The 17,880-nt window shown below is 44.9% G+C and carries 23 protein-coding genes; 9 read left to right on the top strand and 14 right to left on the bottom strand.

Features of this window, described 5'->3' with window-relative positions; genetic code table 11:
* Nucleotides 1-24: 24 nt before the first annotated feature.
* The 4 genes from L4D74_RS13695 to bepA are packed head-to-tail and all read right to left on the bottom strand — an operon-like array spanning nucleotide 25 to nucleotide 2,845.
* Nucleotides 25-453, bottom strand: a complete 429-nt coding sequence (locus L4D74_RS13695; protein WP_428752778.1) for a DUF2069 domain-containing protein — start codon at nucleotides 451-453, stop codon at nucleotides 25-27.
* Nucleotides 454-458: 5 nt separating this feature from the next.
* The gene (gene wrbA / locus L4D74_RS13690; protein WP_265674547.1) at nucleotides 459-1,031 is read right to left on the bottom strand and encodes an NAD(P)H:quinone oxidoreductase; all 573 of its coding nucleotides are present in this window, start codon (nucleotides 1,029-1,031) and stop codon (nucleotides 459-461) included.
* The gene (arsC, locus tag L4D74_RS13685; RefSeq protein WP_265674548.1) at nucleotides 1,031-1,381 is read right to left on the bottom strand and encodes an arsenate reductase (glutaredoxin); all 351 of its coding nucleotides are present in this window, start codon (nucleotides 1,379-1,381) and stop codon (nucleotides 1,031-1,033) included. Before arsC ends, wrbA begins: the two co-directional genes overlap by 1 nt.
* 12 nt (nucleotides 1,382-1,393) lie before the next feature.
* Entirely contained in the window at nucleotides 1,394-2,845 is a 1,452-nt protein-coding gene (bepA, locus tag L4D74_RS13680) for a beta-barrel assembly-enhancing protease (RefSeq protein WP_428752621.1), read from the bottom strand.
* A 307-nt stretch (nucleotides 2,846-3,152) separates the two neighbouring features.
* Here bepA and L4D74_RS13675 point away from each other — a divergent pair, with 307 nt between their 5' ends.
* A complete protein-coding gene (locus L4D74_RS13675; protein ID WP_428752619.1) occupies nucleotides 3,153-3,374 on the top strand; it encodes a sulfurtransferase TusA family protein in 222 nt (73 codons plus the stop codon).
* Nucleotides 3,375-3,377: 3 nt separating this feature from the next.
* Complete coding sequence (locus tag L4D74_RS13670) at nucleotides 3,378-4,445, top strand: AI-2E family transporter (RefSeq protein WP_428752617.1); 1,068 nt, start codon at nucleotides 3,378-3,380, stop codon at nucleotides 4,443-4,445.
* Between the two features lie 106 nt (nucleotides 4,446-4,551).
* Here L4D74_RS13670 and bcp read toward each other — a convergent pair whose 3' ends face one another.
* Nucleotides 4,552-5,022 carry a thioredoxin-dependent thiol peroxidase gene (bcp, locus tag L4D74_RS13665; protein ID WP_428752616.1) on the bottom strand — a complete coding sequence of 157 codons (471 nt, stop codon included), beginning with the start codon at nucleotides 5,020-5,022 and terminating at the stop codon, nucleotides 4,552-4,554.
* A 40-nt stretch (nucleotides 5,023-5,062) separates the two neighbouring features.
* Nucleotides 5,063-5,608 (bottom strand): glycine cleavage system transcriptional repressor, encoded by a 546-nt coding sequence (locus L4D74_RS13660; protein ID WP_265674552.1) that lies wholly within the window; start codon nucleotides 5,606-5,608, stop codon nucleotides 5,063-5,065.
* Nucleotides 5,609-6,014: 406 nt separating this feature from the next.
* On the opposite strand from L4D74_RS13660, the gene dapA reads away from it, so the two are divergent.
* Together dapA and bamC are read left to right on the top strand one after the other, a co-directional pair.
* On the top strand, nucleotides 6,015-6,893 hold the full coding sequence (gene dapA / locus L4D74_RS13655) for a 4-hydroxy-tetrahydrodipicolinate synthase (RefSeq protein ID WP_428752614.1): 879 nt from the start codon (nucleotides 6,015-6,017) through the stop codon (nucleotides 6,891-6,893).
* Between the two features lie 49 nt (nucleotides 6,894-6,942).
* The gene (gene bamC / locus L4D74_RS13650) at nucleotides 6,943-7,974 is read left to right on the top strand and encodes an outer membrane protein assembly factor BamC (RefSeq protein ID WP_428752612.1); all 1,032 of its coding nucleotides are present in this window, start codon (nucleotides 6,943-6,945) and stop codon (nucleotides 7,972-7,974) included.
* A gap of 26 nt (nucleotides 7,975-8,000) precedes the next feature.
* On the opposite strand, the gene L4D74_RS13645 is transcribed toward bamC, so the two are convergent.
* From L4D74_RS13645 to L4D74_RS13630, 4 genes are all read right to left on the bottom strand, one after another.
* Entirely contained in the window at nucleotides 8,001-8,198 is a 198-nt protein-coding gene (locus L4D74_RS13645; RefSeq protein WP_265674555.1) for a DUF2897 family protein, read from the bottom strand.
* A gap of 9 nt (nucleotides 8,199-8,207) precedes the next feature.
* Nucleotides 8,208-8,885 carry a M15 family metallopeptidase gene (locus L4D74_RS13640; RefSeq protein ID WP_428752610.1) on the bottom strand — a complete coding sequence of 226 codons (678 nt, stop codon included), beginning with the start codon at nucleotides 8,883-8,885 and terminating at the stop codon, nucleotides 8,208-8,210.
* A gap of 2 nt (nucleotides 8,886-8,887) precedes the next feature.
* Nucleotides 8,888-10,024, bottom strand: a complete 1,137-nt coding sequence (gene dapE / locus L4D74_RS13635) for a succinyl-diaminopimelate desuccinylase (protein ID WP_428752609.1) — start codon at nucleotides 10,022-10,024, stop codon at nucleotides 8,888-8,890.
* Between the two features lie 67 nt (nucleotides 10,025-10,091).
* Nucleotides 10,092-10,442: an ArsC family reductase gene (locus tag L4D74_RS13630; protein ID WP_428752608.1), complete on the bottom strand. Its 351-nt coding sequence runs from the start codon at nucleotides 10,440-10,442 to the stop codon at nucleotides 10,092-10,094.
* A 304-nt stretch (nucleotides 10,443-10,746) separates the two neighbouring features.
* Between L4D74_RS13630 and L4D74_RS13625 the strand changes: the two genes are divergently transcribed.
* Nucleotides 10,747-11,028 carry a winged helix-turn-helix domain-containing protein gene (locus tag L4D74_RS13625; protein WP_102471240.1) on the top strand — a complete coding sequence of 94 codons (282 nt, stop codon included), beginning with the start codon at nucleotides 10,747-10,749 and terminating at the stop codon, nucleotides 11,026-11,028.
* Nucleotides 11,029-11,112: 84 nt separating this feature from the next.
* Here the strand turns inward: L4D74_RS13625 and L4D74_RS13620 are convergent, their stop codons facing one another.
* Together L4D74_RS13620 and L4D74_RS13615 are read right to left on the bottom strand one after the other, a co-directional pair.
* On the bottom strand, nucleotides 11,113-11,463 hold the full coding sequence (locus L4D74_RS13620) for a DUF4156 domain-containing protein (protein WP_428752606.1): 351 nt from the start codon (nucleotides 11,461-11,463) through the stop codon (nucleotides 11,113-11,115).
* The gene (locus tag L4D74_RS13615) at nucleotides 11,441-11,791 is read right to left on the bottom strand and encodes a DUF2956 domain-containing protein (RefSeq protein WP_428752605.1); all 351 of its coding nucleotides are present in this window, start codon (nucleotides 11,789-11,791) and stop codon (nucleotides 11,441-11,443) included. The genes L4D74_RS13620 and L4D74_RS13615 overlap by 23 nt, the downstream gene beginning before the upstream one ends.
* 125 nt (nucleotides 11,792-11,916) lie before the next feature.
* On the opposite strand from L4D74_RS13615, the gene L4D74_RS13610 reads away from it, so the two are divergent.
* The 4 genes from L4D74_RS13610 (at nucleotide 11,917) to L4D74_RS13595 (ending at nucleotide 15,997) form a co-directional block, all read left to right on the top strand.
* A complete protein-coding gene (locus L4D74_RS13610) occupies nucleotides 11,917-12,411 on the top strand; it encodes a DUF2919 domain-containing protein (protein WP_428752603.1) in 495 nt (164 codons plus the stop codon).
* A gap of 35 nt (nucleotides 12,412-12,446) precedes the next feature.
* Nucleotides 12,447-13,349, top strand: coding sequence for a Dyp-type peroxidase (locus L4D74_RS13605; RefSeq protein WP_428752602.1), 903 nt, complete (start codon nucleotides 12,447-12,449; stop codon nucleotides 13,347-13,349).
* 148 nt (nucleotides 13,350-13,497) lie between these two features.
* Nucleotides 13,498-14,634, top strand: coding sequence for a flagellin (locus L4D74_RS13600; protein WP_428752600.1), 1,137 nt, complete (start codon nucleotides 13,498-13,500; stop codon nucleotides 14,632-14,634).
* Nucleotides 14,635-14,863: 229 nt separating this feature from the next.
* Nucleotides 14,864-15,997: a flagellin gene (locus L4D74_RS13595; RefSeq protein WP_428752599.1), complete on the top strand. Its 1,134-nt coding sequence runs from the start codon at nucleotides 14,864-14,866 to the stop codon at nucleotides 15,995-15,997.
* A gap of 296 nt (nucleotides 15,998-16,293) precedes the next feature.
* Here L4D74_RS13595 and L4D74_RS13590 read toward each other — a convergent pair whose 3' ends face one another.
* Entirely contained in the window at nucleotides 16,294-16,812 is a 519-nt protein-coding gene (locus L4D74_RS13590; protein WP_428752776.1) for a regulatory protein ToxS, read from the bottom strand.
* A 12-nt stretch (nucleotides 16,813-16,824) separates the two neighbouring features.
* Nucleotides 16,825-17,655, bottom strand: a complete 831-nt coding sequence (locus L4D74_RS13585) for a winged helix-turn-helix domain-containing protein (protein ID WP_428752597.1) — start codon at nucleotides 17,653-17,655, stop codon at nucleotides 16,825-16,827.
* Nucleotides 17,656-17,880 lie beyond the last annotated feature (225 nt).

Raw genomic sequence — 17,880 nt, 5'->3', positions numbered from 1 at the left:
AGGCTCAGCCTCCTTTTTTATTGGCTATTGTTTCTTTTCAAAGGTTTCTTTTTCTTTTTTCTCAACACTGGATAAGCGCGGTAGTTTGAGTCCCATCTCTTTCCCTTTGACTCTTGCATAAAGTGTGTTGCCAATGAAGGTCAATGTTGTGAGCAGCAACTCTATAGCCGCTAACCAACGTTCACCTTCATCGGTGTACAACAAAGTAAAGGCGTGTAAGAAATAGAGCATGAGCATGAAGTTAGCCCATGCATGCGTATAAGGTTTACCAGCAATGATACCGGGTAAAGGCAGCAGTAGTGGAATCGCCCATGCGACGGTAATGGCAAGCGCATTAACGTGCGGGTGAGGCGAAAGGGTGCTGTGCCATAAAATGACCCATGTGAGTAACGCTAAGTTGCTAAACAGAGCAAAGTAGCGAACGTAGTGAACTTTTGGTTGCAATCGTGTCATGTCCATTATGATTGTTTTAGTTGTTGTGCCATAGTCGCCAAACGCTTGCCGAGTGCGAGCGAGAGCGTGGCTTCTTCTGCTGTCAATTGGTTGCTGTCATTGGCAACATGAGAGGCGCCGTATGGGGTGCCGCCAGAGGTAGTGGTGTGGAGTAAAGGCTCGCTGTAGGGGATCCCCATGACGAGCATGCCATGGTGCAACAATGGCAGTAGCATTGACTGCTGCACGGTTTCTTGCCCGCCGTGTAAGCTGGATGACGAAGTAAATACACAGGCAGGTTTATCAATAAGTGAACCACTGATCCACAAGCTCGAGGTTTGATCCCAAAAGTGTTTCAATGGTGCGGCCATGTTACCAAACCAGACTGGACTTCCCATCGCCAGACCGTCGCATTGCTTCAAGTCATTGAGTGTTGCGAAGGCGTCACTAGCTTCACTTTGGGTGGTGTTGAGTTCTTCAACCGTTCTTAATATCGCCTCACAGCCAGCGACACTCTCCACTCCTCTCGCGATCGCGCGGGCTAAGTGGCGAGTGCTACCGTGTCGGCTGTAGTACAGCACTAAAATACGGCAAGGCACTATATAATCTCAAGCACTTGCTCTGGTGGACGTCCGTGTTTGGCTTTGCCATTGCTCACGACAATTGGACGTTCAATAAGTTTTGGGTTTTCAAACATTGCTTGAAATAATTGCTCATCAGTGATTGTTGTATCGGCTAGATTGAGTGATTTATAAAGATCTTCTTTGGTTCTCATCATGGCACGAACACTGTCTAGCTCAAGCTGTTTAAACAGTGTCTTTAGCTCGCTGACACTAGGTGGCGTATCGAGGTATTTCACGACATCGGCTTGAATGCCTTTCTCTTCCAGTAGCGCTAACGTTTGGCGGCTTTTAGAACAGCGAGGGTTGTGAAAAATAGTGACTGACATGTAGATTCCTTTTTATTGTAGTGCCATAAAACGGTCTCGTTGAACCAGTAACTGGTCTATTCGAGCGTCATAGCGGGCTTGTTTTAAACTTCCTAACTCGGCAATTTGGCTAGCCTGTGAGTAGAGCTGTATCGCCTTATCCCATTGCGCATTGAGTGCCATAATTTCGCCACGCGCCGCCAAATCACCATCACTATTACTCAATTTAATATGAGCTTCAGAGAGTAAGTGCCAACCATTGGTATCATCGGGGTGATCATGGGTATAGCGCTGTAATACTTGAACGGTTTGGTCTAATTGGTCACTTTCTAGTAATGCATTGGCATAGTTGAGAGTAATAACCGGGTTATTGGGTTTGGTCTTTAAGGCTTTTTGCATCAGCTGCACCGACTTCTCAGGCTTACCTTGTGCAATATAAAGATCGGAAGCGGCATCAAGATAGAAGTTATCGTTTGGTCTTGATTTAAGCAGTTTTGTTAAAATCGCTTCGGACTTATCGAGCTGATTATTATCTAAATAAACGAGTGCTTTACCGTACTCAAAAGAGTCTTTAATGGCAGGGTCAGCTTTCTTTGCTGTGCGCTCGAACCAATCTAATGCAGCACTTTGTTTTATGTTGGCGTAGCGGGCTACAACCCTTGCTCTTGCTAGGTGATAATCAATAGAAGGCAATACACGCAATGGTGGATAGTTTTGCGCACGTGCTCGAGTATCGGTAATACGATCTTCGGGTAATGGGTGAGTCAGTAGCATGGGTGGCGGTTTGCTGGCATAGCGATAGTCATCAGCAAGTCGGCCAAAGAAACGAGGCATGTCATTCACATCAAATTTAGCCCGAGCCAACGTCGCGATGCCAAAACGGTCTGCTTCTTTTTCATTACTTCGCGTGTAGTTAATGGACGCTTGCATTGATCCTGCGGTCGTTGCTGTTAGCGCCGCCATACCAGCTTGAGGAGAGGCAATCGCCAGTAGTAATGACCCTACGAGCGCTGCGACCGTAGCGGGTGAGCGTCGTGCTTCGTCTTCCATTCTACGCGCGAGGTGTCGTTGAGTGACGTGGGCAATTTCGTGCGCCATAACAGAGGCAAGTTCGCTTTCCGTGTGGGCGTGAAGAAATAAGCCAGTATGTAAGGCGACATGACCACCAAAAAAGGCGAAGGCGTTAATGTTGCGGTCACGAATCATAAAAAAGGTGAACGGTGTTTTCACATCATTGGCACTGGATACCAACCGATGACCAATAGAGTCAACATACTCATTCATAACGGGATCGTTGACGATTGGCGAGCTTGCTCTCAGCATTCGCATATAGGCGTCACCATAGATGATTTCTTGATCTATGGTTAATGTGGCGCCTGCAGCCGTACCAATTTCAGGCAGATCCGCCTCTGCATACGTGACTTGCGGCACACCTAGAGCTGTCGCTACACATAGGCAAACTAAAGAACGAGCGCGTTTTAACATACTGATTCAAGTAACTCCTGTGATTTGGTAGTTTTGACCATTAATGTTGAGCTTGGTTTCCTACCTTTCTCCATATCGCTGACATTTTTGCATATGGCTTACGGATAAGGAAGCACTTAACGCCGAAAGCCTGCCAGCCATGGCGTATTAGGTACACTGTTAAAGAAGATAAATGACCATTATTAAAATCTATGGCTTGTAACATATGCACTCTGAGACAGAAATGAAAAGCAATGTACAATAGCGCCGAATGTTTAAGATGTTACTATAGAGAGACCTAGCTCAAATTATTAAGAAATTACTGTCGATGCAAACCCTAGATCTTACGCAAGAGCGCTGCCCGATGTCACTTTTACGAGTGAAGCGTTGCTATAAACCTTTAGGGGGTGGGGAGTATTTACAGGTTCAATTAACCGATGAGAGCTCGATAAAAGATATACTCAACTATCTTAAAGTCCAAAATGCCGACGTACATTGCCTTAGAGCAGGGAACGTCACTACACTTACGGTCAGTAAACAGGAAGATTAGTAGATGCTAGATATGATTCGTCGTTGGTACAAACGACGCTTTTCCGATCCAGAGGCAGTGAGCCTCGTTCTTATATTGCTATTTGGCTTTATTACCATCTACTTTTTTGGTTATTTGATCGCACCTCTACTTGTCGCTATCGTTCTGGCCTATTTACTGGAGTGGCCAGTGAGTCAGCTCTGTAGAATAGGGCTCCCAAGAACCGTATCGGTAGTCGGGGTCATTTTATTATTCATTAGCTTAATGTTGCTGGCTATTTTTGGGTTGGTGCCAACGATTTGGAACCAAGTGGGTAACCTAATTAACGACGTGCCTAACATGTATGCAGGGATGCAGAAATTTGTTGTCGAGATCCCTAAGCGCTACCCCGATCTTGCTGAAATTCACTTAGTCGAGTCGGTGATGACCAACCTTAAGAATAAGGTCTTGATGTTGGGTGAAAATGTGGTGAAAGGATCGCTTGCCTCATTAGTGAGTCTCGCAGCATTAGCCGTATATTTGATACTGGTTCCGCTATTGGTTTTCTTCTTATTGAAAGATAAAGAAGAAATGGTGGGAATGGCGAGTGGTGTGCTACCGCGTAATCGCCGCTTAGCGAATGAAGTTTGGGTTGAAATGAATCAGCAAATTTCAAACTATATCCGCGGTAAGGTACTAGAAATACTGATTGTTGGTAGTGTTAGTTACATCACTTTTGCAATTTTAGACTTACGTTATTCGGTGTTGTTGGCTGTGCTGGTCGGGTTCTCTGTGTTGATTCCGTACATTGGCGCCGCAGCGGTCACCGTACCTGTCGCCATTGTTGGGCTATTCCAGTGGGGGCTCACGCCACCGTTTTACTGGTTGTTGCTTGCTTATGGCATCATTCAAGCCTTAGACGGTAACGTTTTAGTTCCAGTGCTGTTCTCGGAAGCGGTTAATTTACACCCAGTGGCGATTATCGTTGCCGTTTTAGTCTTTGGTGGTTTGTGGGGGTTCTGGGGCGTATTCTTCGCAATACCACTGGCAACTTTGGTAAAAGCGGTTTGGAATGCACTGCCAAGTCATGAAGATCCCAGAGCGGCAACCTAAGATTTTTAAAACCGTCATGCCAGGTCACTTAGGGATATGATGGTTTATCTAAACACAAAAACGCCTCGCTATTGCGAGGCGTTTTTGTGTTTAGAGTGAGGTTTAACTAGGCGTTGTCTTTTAGGTAATCCAAAACAACTTCATGGTGAGTTTTGGTTTTGAACTTGTTAAATACATGCTCAATCACGCCATTTTCATCAATAAGGAAGCTAATGCGGTGCAGTCCATCGTAGACTTTACCCATGAACTTTTTCTCACCCCAGACGCCAAACTGGTCTGCCGCAATGTGCTCTTCGTCAGATAATAAGGTGAAATTAAGGTTATCACGCTCTATAAACTTACCTAAACGCTTTACTGGATCGATACTGGCGCCCAATACGACGACATTATGCTCAGCCAGCTGAGATTGAATATCACGCAAACCTTGCGCTTGCACTGTACAGCCAGGCGTCATTGCTTTTGGGTAAAAATAAAAGAGAATTTTTTTACCTTTAAAGTCGCCCAACGAGACTGTATTGCCGTCTTGGTCGAGAAGGCTAAAGTTTGGTGCTGGTGAGCCAGCCGTCAGCGTATTCATGTTGATTCCTTTGAAGTGATTATTTTTATAGGTAATTGACTTATAACTTATTGCTACTAATGAAGTTAAGAGATCCACGTACTGACAAGCTTTGGCACAGCGCATCAAACTCTTCTTGTAGCTGCATTAGGTTGCAGTTTTCTTCGACATTGGCGCTAAGTGCGATCTGGAACTGGTCAATATCTGTTCCAGCTCGCTCTTTAATAATGGTTTGCGCGCTTAATGAGGCAAGGCCAATATCTCGGTCTGCAAAAAACTGCGTAAATTTTTCGGTTAGACCGACACGGTCCTCTGATTCAACAAAGACTTCGACGGTATATTGGTTAGTGAGAAGATCATGCTTAGAGGTGCGCTTCATCATGGTGATGAGATCATGCTCTTGGCCAAGTAGCGGTAGCGTCGTTTCAACGCGAGTAATGTGACTGCTGTTGCCGGAGATCAGCATAATCAGGGTAAACTCATTGCCAAACATAGCAATGCGGCTATCGACGATATTACATCCTGACTGGGTGACAAGGTGTACCAATTCATTGCAAATCCCTGGGCGATCGGTACCAACGGCGGTAATGACTAAGTATTGATTCATAGCGAGACTTCTATTCCATGTTTGTTGATATGGTAGCACAACTCAAATTAAAGCTCTTGTGGTTGCTGTAACGAAAACCACGGATATTTTTTGTCGAAACCGTTTTCTAATGTCGTCTTAAATGTCGTTAAAGGAAGCTATCTTTGCCAACGTGACCTATGTACATTCGCTATATTAGGTTTTAGTCCCCTGAGATTACCTCGGTATAGAGAAGGAAACTAAGATATTCTGGTTAAATTTAACGATTGGTTGACACCGAGATTCACCAAAAGCGCATCTTATACGTGCCTCATATCTGAAATCTGTAATTAATCATTCACTTCTTTATGGGAACTGTTTTTAATCTCTTGTGTTTATCAATATCATTACAGTACCATGCAAGAAGTATCAATTTAGGGAGATAGCCATGTTTTCAGGAAGTATTGTTGCATTAATAACCCCATTCACTCCAGATGGTGAGGTGGATTTTGTTAGCTTGAAGAAGCTAGTGGATTTCCACGTTGACGCGGGTACTGACGGCATTGTTGCGGTTGGAACGACGGGTGAGTCTGCAACATTAACTGTAGAAGAACATGTCAAGGTTGTCGCTAAGACGGTTGAATTTGCCGCTGGACGAGTACCAATTATTGCTGGTACCGGAGCGAATGCTACACATGAAGCCATTACTTTTAGCCGATTGCTAAATAACGTGGGTATTGCAGGCTGTTTGAGTGTGACTCCATATTATAACAAGCCAACTCAAGAAGGTTTATATCAGCATTATAAAGCGATTGCTGAAGAGAGTGACATCCCACAAATTTTATACAACGTCCCTGGACGTACGGGTGTGGATCTATTGCCTGAAACGGTGGCGCGCCTGTCTAAGATTCCAGGTATTGTTGCATTAAAAGATGCGACGGGTGATTTATCACGAATTCAAAAACATCGTGAACTTTGTGGCGAAGATTTTATCTTACTAAGTGGAGATGACTCAACCGGGTTGGATTTCATCCAACAAGGTGGTAAAGGTGTTATCTCTGTGACCAATAATATCGCAGCAGCGGATATGGCGAAGATGATGGACCTTGCTTTAGAGGGTCGATTTGAAGAAGCGCATGAAATCAACGCGCGACTGATGACGCTGCATAAAAACTTGTTTGTTGAATCAAGCCCAATCCCAGTGAAGTGGGCAGCTCACAAAATGGGTTTGATTGAAGAAGGTGGTCTACGTTTGCCGCTGACTGAATTGTCAGAACAAGCTAAACCGATCGTTGCTCAGGCAATGTCGGAAGCTTGTATCTACTAAAATAGATTATGTAAGAGGAGCGCTATGCTCCTCTTTTAAGGGAGTCTCAATGAAATTTTCTCGTCAGCTAGCGGTCTCCTCGTTAGCTGTTATTGTATTAGCCGCTTGCTCCAGTGATCCTAACACTCGTCGTGAAGCCAAAGATGATTTCAACTATTTAGAAGCGCCAGAGCTTCGCAGTTGGCAATTAGCTGAAGACGCTACTCCGCAGTTTTACCCTAACTATGAAATCCCTGAGGGTGACTTTAAGGGTGGAATCGGGCGCGAAGTTGACATTCGACCGCCACAACAAGTACTGGAATTGATCCCTGGTGCCCGAGTTGAGCGTCAAGGTTCAGAAGTGACGTTATGGCTACTCAAGCAAGACGAAATGGACAAAGTATGGGCGACTGTCCAAAAAATGCTTACCGAGATCAAAGTCAAAGCGCTGGAAGAAACTGATGACCGAATTGAAACGGATTGGGTAACTTGGGTTTCTGAAGATGAAGATGTTGAAATTGGTAGCCGTTACGAAATCACCCGCTTTGAAGCTAACCGTCGCTTTGGTTTTAAAATGGTGTTGATCGACTGGCGAGAAGCGAACACAGTTAAACCAGTAACCCGCACTAATGAAGAGCGTTATAACACCTTGATGACCAATTTGGTCACAGCACGTTATGATCGTGATTTAAGAGAAGAAGCGGCACTTAAAGCTCAGCAACTGGTAAAATCAATCCCAATCAGTATGGGAACAGACCGTAGCGGCTTGCCTGTCATTATTGCACGTACCCCATATAACGTAATGTGGCAAGAAGTCCCAGAGCTATTGCCTAGAATGGGCTTTACTATTGATTCACGTAACCAGTCTCAGGGGACAGCTAAGGCTAAGTACGCCTCACCAGATGATGAGTTTTGGAATGATGTCGGTTTGAAGCCTATCGACTTAGAGCCAGGGGAATACACCTTCCTGTTTGGTGATCTTGGTAACCGTACGTCAATCAATGTTACGGACAAAGATGGTAAACCTGTCAACGAGAGCTTATTACGCTCGTTGGAGCCGTTAATCTCGACGGTGATAAAACAGGGTAAAGAGAGCCAATAAGTAAAAAAGGACCGTTATGGTCCTTTTTACTTTTTATCATGCTTTCCGTATTTTTCTTTGTCGAGCTCGTTCAGTCTATCGAGCTCATATTTTCTTTTCTTTGCAGCATTCTTTTGGTTATCGAACTTCATGTTAGCGGTGTATTTTAAAGCGGCAATGTTGCCAAATACGACCGCTAAAACCACGATGATGATCACCCAAGGGTTAAATAGCCACTCAATCATAATTCGTTCTCAAAGGCTGATGTTAGTGATGTATTGATTGTAGATGGTATTGAGCTCAGAAAGTATGGTATCTCGTCCCAAAATTTCAGATTGCTCGATGAGCGCACTTAGCTGCTCAAGTGTTAGTTTGCTCATGTTGTCTTGCGAAGCTTGGCGATGGCTGATGTGCCAAGGTTCAAAAGCGACACCACCGATAAGGCTATCTTGGTAGGGGAAAAAGAAACCATGCGTTGAAAGGTTGTCTTTCAGCCATTGGTAGAAAGCGTGTTGATGCCCATCTAAATACTCCCAAGGCTCCAATTGCAGTGTGGTTTGTTCTGGAAGTAGATTGCCCGCGTAGACGTCGAAATCGGTCCCCCAGTGATGGCGACTGGCCCCGGGGAGCGCGCTCCATTTTAAAATTGCAAATACCTTTTCTTTTTCTGTCAGTTGCTCCGTGATAAGTGGCAACCCGTGGTCGTCAAGTATCGGCCGTGTGCCATTCATTTTATTGTTCCAAATGACCAGCTGTCGTTGGAAATTGCGATAGCCACTGGCAATGAACAGGTCAAAGCCAGCGGAGGATGCCGCTTGTATCAACTGTGACATGTCCTTATGAACATGTGGGTGGACTTGAAATAAGCGTTGAGCGACCTTCAAATCGATCAGTTTGCTGTCATCGAGTCCTACAAGCGACTTATTTATCATGTCTATTGACCGAGTAAGTTGATCAGAGTGTGCTCATACATATCAGTAAGCTTTTCAAGATCGCTCACGTTAACACACTCGTTTACTTTATGAATGGTCGCGTTCACAGGACCAAGCTCAACGACTTGCGTGCCCATCTTGGCAATAAAGCGACCATCAGAGGTTCCACCAGTGGTAAGAAGCTCTGGCTTTTGCTCATTAACAGTGGCGACCGCATCGACGACGGCTGTGAGCAAATCACCGGTATCCGTTAGGAAAGGGTGACCGCTGAGAGTCCATTGCAAATCATACTCTAGGCCATGTAAGTCGAGTGTGGAATGGACACGTTTCTTAATGTCTTCATCGGTTAATTCGGTACTAAAGCGGAAGTTGAATTGAACATTAAACTCGCCAGGAATGACGTTACTTGCCCCTGTGCCGGCATGCAGGTTTGGAATTTGAAAGCTCGTTGGTGGAAAGTACTGGTTGCCTTCATCCCATTTGGTTGCCGCTAGCTCGGCTAATGCGGTGAGGGATTGATGGATTGGGTTACGCGCCAATTGAGGGTACGCAACGTGACCTTGGATACCTTTGACGCATAGATCGCCAGTAATGGAGCCTCTGCGACCATTTTTAACCACGTCTCCGACATGTTCGGTGCTGGAAGGTTCACCCACGATACACATATCGATGAGTTCATTGCGCGCCATTAAGGTGTCGACCACTCGGGTGGTGCCGTTGATAAAAGGGCCTTCTTCATCAGAAGTGATCAAGAACGCGATGGAGCCAGAGTGATCAGGGTTGTTTTTGATGAAGCGTTCAACGGCAACGATCATGCAAGCCAGTGAGCCTTTCATGTCTGCCGCACCGCGGCCATGTAAGTGACCGTCAATGACGGTTGGCTCAAATGGAGGGGTGTGCCAAAGATCGAGAGACCCTGCGGGCACAACATCGGTGTGACCGGCAAACGCAAAGAGTGGCGTGGCGGTTCCACGGCGAGCCCAGAAGTTAGTGGTATCTTCAAATACCATAATTTCAATTTCGAATCCCAGCGCTTTAAGGCGCTCTATCATTACCTTTTGGCAATCGGCATCTTCGGGTGTTACTGATTGGCGGCTAATTAAGTCTTTTGCTAGTGCCAAAACGGGGCTGTCTGTCATCCTTGAGGATCCTTGTCTCTTATTTTTTAAACGGTGTTATCGGAACTCGTCACAGATTCCGATGTGGTTATAGATTGAAAATTTGTTGGTACTGTTCTGCTTTAAAGCCAACGTGAAGCTGATCCTCAACTTTGAGGATTGGGCGTTTAATCATGGCTGGATGCTCAACAAGCAGAGCGACAACATTACTTTCATTCAATTGTTCTTTTTGTTCAGGTGATAATTGACGGTACGTGGTTCCACGCTTGTTGAGTACGAGTTCCCAGCCGAGTTGCTGACAAAACTGTTCAACCAATTCAGGAGTAATGCCTTGCTTACGATAGTCATGAAATTGGCATTCAATACTATTAGCTTCAAGCCATTTTTTGGCTTTTTTGATGGTGTCACAGTTTGGAATCCCAAACATTGTTGTCGACATAGTGGTGTCCTTTGAGCGCTGATGATCCCTCTTTAGATATGAGGGTTCTTGTTATGGGTGTTGTTCTTTGCATCCTATCAAGAAGTGTTGTGAGAGACAAAGCCTGTCGGTCTTTGTCGGGTTTTTGCCACTCGGTTTTTATGCCACTTTGATCAAGAATTGACGTAATTTGCTGCGAAGCTCTAAAGAGTCGTTACAAAATCAAGGTAATTGAAACAAAACCGATTATCGAGAAATTGATCAAGCGCAACACGATTGTGGTGAAATTCAATATATTGGTGAAGCACATAATTAGGAGGTGTCAATGGAACTGAGTCCTGTATTTGCACGTCGTCTCTATCTTGCCCTGCTCGTTGAGAGCCTAGACAGACCGAATGTGCCAAAACTGATTGAAAGAACGGGGTGGCCTCGTCGCACCATACAAGATGTAATTAAGGCGCTGCCCGGTATCGGTATTGAACTTATGTTTGTTCAAGATGGGCGCAGACACAATGATGGATATTACCAGTTGTCTGACTGGGGACCGTTTGATAGCCAATGGGTCGTACAGCGTAAAGTTGATATAGAATCAACCTTAGGTGTATAGCTGCAGCGGTAATCATTGAACGCGAATGAAATATTAAAAACGTGCGAGCGAATAAAAAATAAAGCCAAGGTCTAGACCTTGGCTTTATTTTTGGCAATGGTAAGCGCTCCCAAACAGCGTAACAGAAGTTTGGAAGTCGACTGGCGACAATAGGTAGACCGTGTTGGCACCTAGTTCGGCTGCATTGTTTTTAATGTCATTCATTGCGCCTCTTGCCATGGTACTGTTGAGTAAAAAGAGAAAGTTGTACCAATGACCTTCTGAACCGGTCACTTCGCCTTTCCACTGGCAATGTGAAGTATCTAGGTTTTGGTCTAATCTCAGTACCACGGATGCCGATTGTTGCGTGACCTTATGCGCAGGTGACGAGCACCCGGATAGAATGATAAGGCAGAGTAATGCCGCCGATATTTTATTGTTGTAGGTAGAAAACATACGCAGCAAAGCCTATCCAGCTAATCGTTAATAGCCCCCAAGGTAGCATCGAAGGGGGTTGTGTTGCTTGATGAGAAGTCGCGTCACCCTGCATTGTGTTATCGGATGTTGCGGGTTTTAGTTTCTCTCTTCGTTGTTTCTTCTGTGCTTTATCCGCTTGGCGTTTTTTCTCTTTTTGTTGTTTCTTGTAAAGAGCGATACCTTTTTCAATACCTTGTGCAACTAGACGTGTTTGTTCTTTGGTTTGACCAGGTTTTTGTGTGGATTTTGCAATTTTCATTGCCTCCTGCTGAGTTTCAGCTGATGGGATGGGTTGTTGATTTTTCATTGTTTATAAATACCAAGCGACTCGCAAATACGTTTTGTTTATTTTATCACAATGTCGCGCATGAGCTTGAATAGTCATACGTGGAACTCAATATTATGTGATATGAGACAAAGAGAGATAGACACATGCGCTATGCATTTGAGCAATACGACAAACATGGTTTCTTAAAAGCCCCTATTTGGTTATGGCTTGGGTGGTTTTTTCTTGTCCGAGCATGGGTGGTATTCGTCGTTGCTGGCGCTAGCCGTAATGAGGGAGTCACGATTTTAGAATACGTCTATCCTGATCAAAAGATGTTGTATATAGGGTTAGCAATGGGGTTGCCGATTGCCATTGCGATGTGGTTGATTAGCTTAAGGAAGCCCGAATCGACGTATATAAACGGATTGGTGAACTACTTAAAACCCATTTCTTTGATCGTGGTAGCAGGTCAGTTGATACACACCACGTATTTAGTCAATTTACAGCATTGGGGATTCAGTTGGACCAATGCGGTGACCTTAGTGCTACTGCTTTGGTTCGCCATTTATTTAGTCAACAGCCGTACTGTGGTAGATTGTTTGGCAACTCCAAACGATATCCGTTCGGTTACTGATCACAATCATAACTCTACTCACTAGTTAAAAATACACTGAGCAAAAATAGAGGACTTTTTATGTCATTACCACAAAGTGCCATTATCCCAGATGCGGAACCTTTCGCGCTGTATACGCAATTGAAAGTGAATCAAAATCCGCAACAAGTGCTCGCTGCATTACAAGCTTTACCAAAGCTGGTGGACGATCTCAATCAATCTCAACCTGACGCAGCACTGACGCTATCGCTAGCATTCAGCCACCAATTTTGGTCAGGGCTTGCTCAGTCAATGCCTGCTGAGTTGAAGCCGTTTCCTGAGTTAGGGGAAGGTGAGATCCATGCTCCCTCAACCGACGTTGATGTACTGATTCATTGTCATTCTAAGCGTCATGATTTGCATTTCTTTGTGCTGCGTAAACTGATGTTAGATATTTCAGCTGACGTTACGATTGTCGACGAGACTCAAGGGTTCCGATTCATGGACTCACGAGACATGACCGACTTCGTAGATGGCACCGAAAACCCTAAAGGTGAAAAGCGCGCAGAAGTCGCGATCATCAATCAGGGTGAATTGGCGGGCGGCAGTTATGTGATGGTTCAGCGTTTTGAACATAACCTTCCGGCTTGGAGCCGACTTAACGTTGCGGCACAAGAAAAAGTGATTGGTCGAACTAAGCCTGATTCAATTGAACTTGATGATGTCCCTGCTGCTTCTCACGTAGGGCGAGTAGACTTGAAAGAAGAAGGTGTAGGCTTAAAAATTGTTCGTCACAGCTTGCCATATGGTAGCGTAAGTGGCGCGCATGGTTTACTGTTTATTGCTTACTGTAATACTGTCCATAATTTTGATGCGATGCTTGAAAGTATGTACGGGGTAACAGACGGGAAAACCGACCAATTGTTGCGTTTTACTAAAGCGGTAACTGGCGCGTACTTCTTCGCTCCTTCTCAGGGTATGCTAGCCGAGTTAGCGGTTAAATAGTCATTCTTACCGTCTAACCGATCAATAAAGAGTTTCTTGCGGTTTTAGCAAGAAACTCGCATTGCTCATCCACTGGCCCGATTTACCTCCCTTAAGTTTTCCCTTTGCCTGCCGATATAAATGACAATCGTCTGTTTTGTGGATTGTTATGTCTATTACCGTTAATACCAATGTTAGTGCAATGATGGCGCAGAATCAGCTCCATAAGGCGACTGACGCCCTAAATCAGTCGTTAGAGCGATTGGCGTCGGGCAGTCGTATTAATAGCGCAAAAGATGATGCAGCAGGGCTACAGATTTCCAACCGTTTAGATGCACAGATCTCGGGTTTAAGTGTCGCGCAACGAAATGCCAATGATGGTATTTCCATCATGCAAACCGCGGAAGGGGCAATGAATGAAACGTCACAAATTCTTCAACGTATGCGTGACTTGTCCTTGCAGTCATCTAACGGCGCTAACTCTCCGGATGATCGACGTGCGCTACAAGAAGAGTTCACCGCGCTTAACGATGAGCTAAACCGTATTGCTGAAACCACCTCTTTTGGCGGCAGAAAGCTGCTCAACGGCCAGTTTGGTAGTACTTCTTTTCAAATTGGTGCGGGCTCTGGGGAGGCATTGCAGGTTGAACTTAAGAGTATGCGAACCGATCAACTGCAAATGGGCGGAGCGGCTTACCAGTCATTGAACGGAGCAGCAAAGAGTTGGCGTGTTATGCCAGGGCAGCAACAGCTTAGCTTTAGCTATCAGGATTCGGCAGGCCGCAGCATGACAGAAACGATTGAAGCGAAGATTGGCGATGACATAGAGCAGGTGGCGACATACATCAATGGCCAAACAAGCGCGTTATCGGCATCTGTAAACGAACATGGGCAATTGCAGCTGTTTGCTGATTCACAACAAGTGACTAACGAAGTGGCGTTTTCAGGGGCATTAGCGGGCGAATTACAGATGGAGACACAAGGTTTGGTGACCGTTGATGACCTGTCAATTGATTCGGTAGGAGGCGCTCAGTTGTCAGTCTCTGTTATTGATAAGGCAATGAAGTTTGTTGATAGCCATCGCTCAGAATTGGGTGCCAACCAAAATCGACTCGGCCATACCATTAATAACTTAGCCAATATGGAAGAGAATTTGTCAGCGTCGCGAGGTCGGATCCGTGATACCGATTACGCTAAAGAAACGACACAAATGATTAAGCAGCAGATATTGCAGCAAGTCAGCACGACTATTCTGGCACAAGCGAAGCAAACCCCGAATTTAGCCATGACCTTATTGCAATCGTAACGTTGGCATTCGACGTCACATCGAATAACTTTAGACTTTTTTATTATTAACTTCTGCTTTTACCTGCCTTATCACACTCCAAGCCGATATCCCCTAAAAAATCCAATTATCTTTAAAAAAATCTCAAGTTATTGCTTTGCAAGGCGATAAAGAAAGTAACTTTGAGAGAACTACTTGGTTTTCCGAGACGTCGGAAACCGCTACACCGGAAAATCAATGGAGAATTAACATGGCAGTGAATGTAAATACCAACGTATCGGCAATGACCGCTCAGCGTTACCTAAACAATGCAAGTCAAGCGCAAGGGACGTCAATGGAGCGTTTGGCTTCTGGTTCTAAAATCAACAGCGCAAAAGACGATGCCGCGGGTCTACAAATCTCTAATCGTTTGAATGTGCAAAGCCGCGGTCTTGACGTCGCAGTACGTAACGCAAACGATGGTATCTCGATTGCTCAAACCGCTGAAGGTGCGATGAATGAGACGACCAACATCTTACAACGTATGCGTGATTTGTCTCTGCAATCTTCAAATGGCTCAAACTCAAAATCTGAGCGTGTGGCGATTCAAGAAGAAGTGACAGCGCTAAATGATGAGCTTAACCGTATCGCAGAAACCACATCTTTTGGTGGTAACCGCCTATTGAACGGCACGTACGGCACGCAATCATTCCAAATCGGTGCGGATAATGGTGAAGCAGTTATGCTTAACCTCAACGACATGCGCTCTGACAACGTTAGAATGGGTGGCACGAGCTACCAAGCTGAAAACGCAAAAGATAAAGACTGGAGCGTAGCAGCAGGTTCTAATGAGCTAAACATTACGCTTACAGACAGCTTTGGTGAGGAGCAAAACATTGCTATCACAGCGAAAGCGGGTGATGACATTGAACAGCTAGCGACTTACATCAATGGTCAAACGGACCTAGTGAAAGCATCTGTAGACGAAGACGGCAAATTACAAATGTTTGCTGGCACCAACAAAGTTGACGGTGAAGTATCATTTGGCGGTTCACTCGCAGGTGAGCTAGGCATGCAAGATGGCCAAGCAGTAACCGTGAACACGATTGACGTGACAAGCGTTGGTGGGGCACAAGAGTCCGTTGCTATTCTTGATTCTGCGCTGAAATACGTCGACAGTCATCGTGCAGAGCTGGGTGCATTCCAAAACCGCTTTGACCACGCTATCAACAACCTCGATAACATTAACGAAAACGTTAATGCATCGAAGAGCCGCATTAAAGATACGGATTTCGCTAAAGAGACAACGGAGATGACGAAGAACCAAATTCTTTCTCAAGCTTCAAGTTCAATCTTAGCGCAAGCTAAACAAGCGCCTCAAGCAGCAATGAGCCTATTAGGCTAAGCGCATCAGTAGATAAAACGCTTAACAGCGTGACCAATAAACGTTACAGATTAGTGTGACAGATAAGAACCAGAGCTTTCCAGCTCTGGTTTTTTATCGCTGAATTAGGCGTGTAAGCTACCTGAACGCGATGACCGATAATCGGAGGAGTAAGGTCGGTGAGATGCACGATAAGTGATTGTGGCCTTCACTATTATCCATTGGTGGCAGAATTACCTTAGGATGAAAGCACAAAAAAGGAGGCCAAATAAGGGCCTCCTTTTTGTTTCAATTGATGGCTTGTTTTTACTAATGCCTTAGTTTGAAAATAGCACCGATGAACCTTGGTTTAGGCTAGTCAGAAGCAGCGTTTTGCCATTAACAATATCGATGCGGCGACTTTGCTGCGCTTCCATTTTTAAAAACTGTTTAATCATTGCCAATTGTTCATGGGTAAATTCATCAGATTGAGCCGTTGCCGTGTCTTTGAATTCACGAGGCGAAATTAGTAAGTAGTTATCGCTTACCGCCCAGCTGCCTGTTTCAGAGATCTTAAGCAAGGTGTGTGAATTTGGATCCTTACCAAATAGACGCATAGAGGATTCACGAATGTAAGTGCCTTCAGGGAGGTACTTCACATTAGCTGACATTTCTAGGCGGCTTAGTGGGCCAATATCGGTATCTGGCGCATTTCTGGATGCGAGGATAGCGACCATGTTACTTTGCCATTCATTTGAGGTGAGCACTTGCTCCAGTTTTAGGTCGCTGCCCCAATAAAGCCAAGCACTTAGCGCCGTAGAGGCCGCAAGTAGAATGGATGCGTATTTCATTTTCATCATAATATCCTTCTACTGGCACACTTTACTTAGGTCTGATTGCTCGGTGAAGATTCTCATTGTGACGTTCTCTCCAGAATGCTCCACCGTATGGATGAAGTTAAGTGCAATTTGATCGCTTTGATCACCAGTGACAATGACTTGATCGGGTTTTTTATCAAGCTCGTGTGATTCAATGTATTTTTGAACACATTGTTCAATTTTAGGCTGCCAAGTAGAAACATCGGGGTGACTTTCCGGTGTGACAATTTTCACCTCATCAACGATAGCAAGTTCTCTAAAACTGGATTCAGCAGGGTTGGTGCCAATCAGTACTAAGATTGGTAACAATAAGGCCGCAACAATCATTCCCCACACTGCTGGTGGTGTTTTTTCTGCTGGTGGCTTACTCACTGCGACATGCGGCGTCGTGGTGGTAGGTTGAGCGTCCGCTGGATCGTTAGGCAGTTCAGCCACCGGCGCTTCATTGACGTTATTAAGGTCAATAGAGCTTGAAGGCGCAGAGCGCTCCACGGTTGAAATGAGCTGATAACCACGCTTTGGTACCGTTTTAACAAACAACGGTGATTTAGTTGGGTCTTTCAGCATCTTCCTAAGCGTTGAAATCGCCTGGGTTAGGCTGGAGTCATCAACTTCAAAGCCTTGGTCGCGCCAAACGTATTCGTGTAAATCATGACGAGTGACGACTTCATTAGGACGCTCTGCAAGCAGAAGCAAAATGCGACTTTCGTTACTACCAAGACGTACTACTTCATCATTGTTGGTTTGGTCGACCAAGGAATTGCTATTTGGATCAAAGATATATCTTTGGCCGAGTATGAACTTAGTGCCTATGTTACTCATTGCATTCTTCTTTATAATTGTCGCGGAGCGATGGAAAATAATAGTTAGGCGCTGAATGTCGCGCAGTGCCAATTATAGTAATTTAGGATTTTTTTATAGTCAGGGGCACAAGGATAATAAAAACAAATCAAAAAAACAGCATTTTTATGTTTTTTGACCTTGAATTTACAATCTTCAGCCTCATTTCTTTACCAGAGCAATCTTAAGTGTATCGAGTGCAAATAA

Source organism: Vibrio cionasavignyae, assembly GCF_050337155.1.
In the GTDB taxonomy this organism is placed as follows: Bacteria; Pseudomonadota; Gammaproteobacteria; order Enterobacterales; family Vibrionaceae; genus Vibrio; species Vibrio nomapromontoriensis.
The sequence above is the reverse complement of the archived record's forward strand: the minus strand, read 5'-3'. Positions and strand labels throughout refer to the sequence as shown.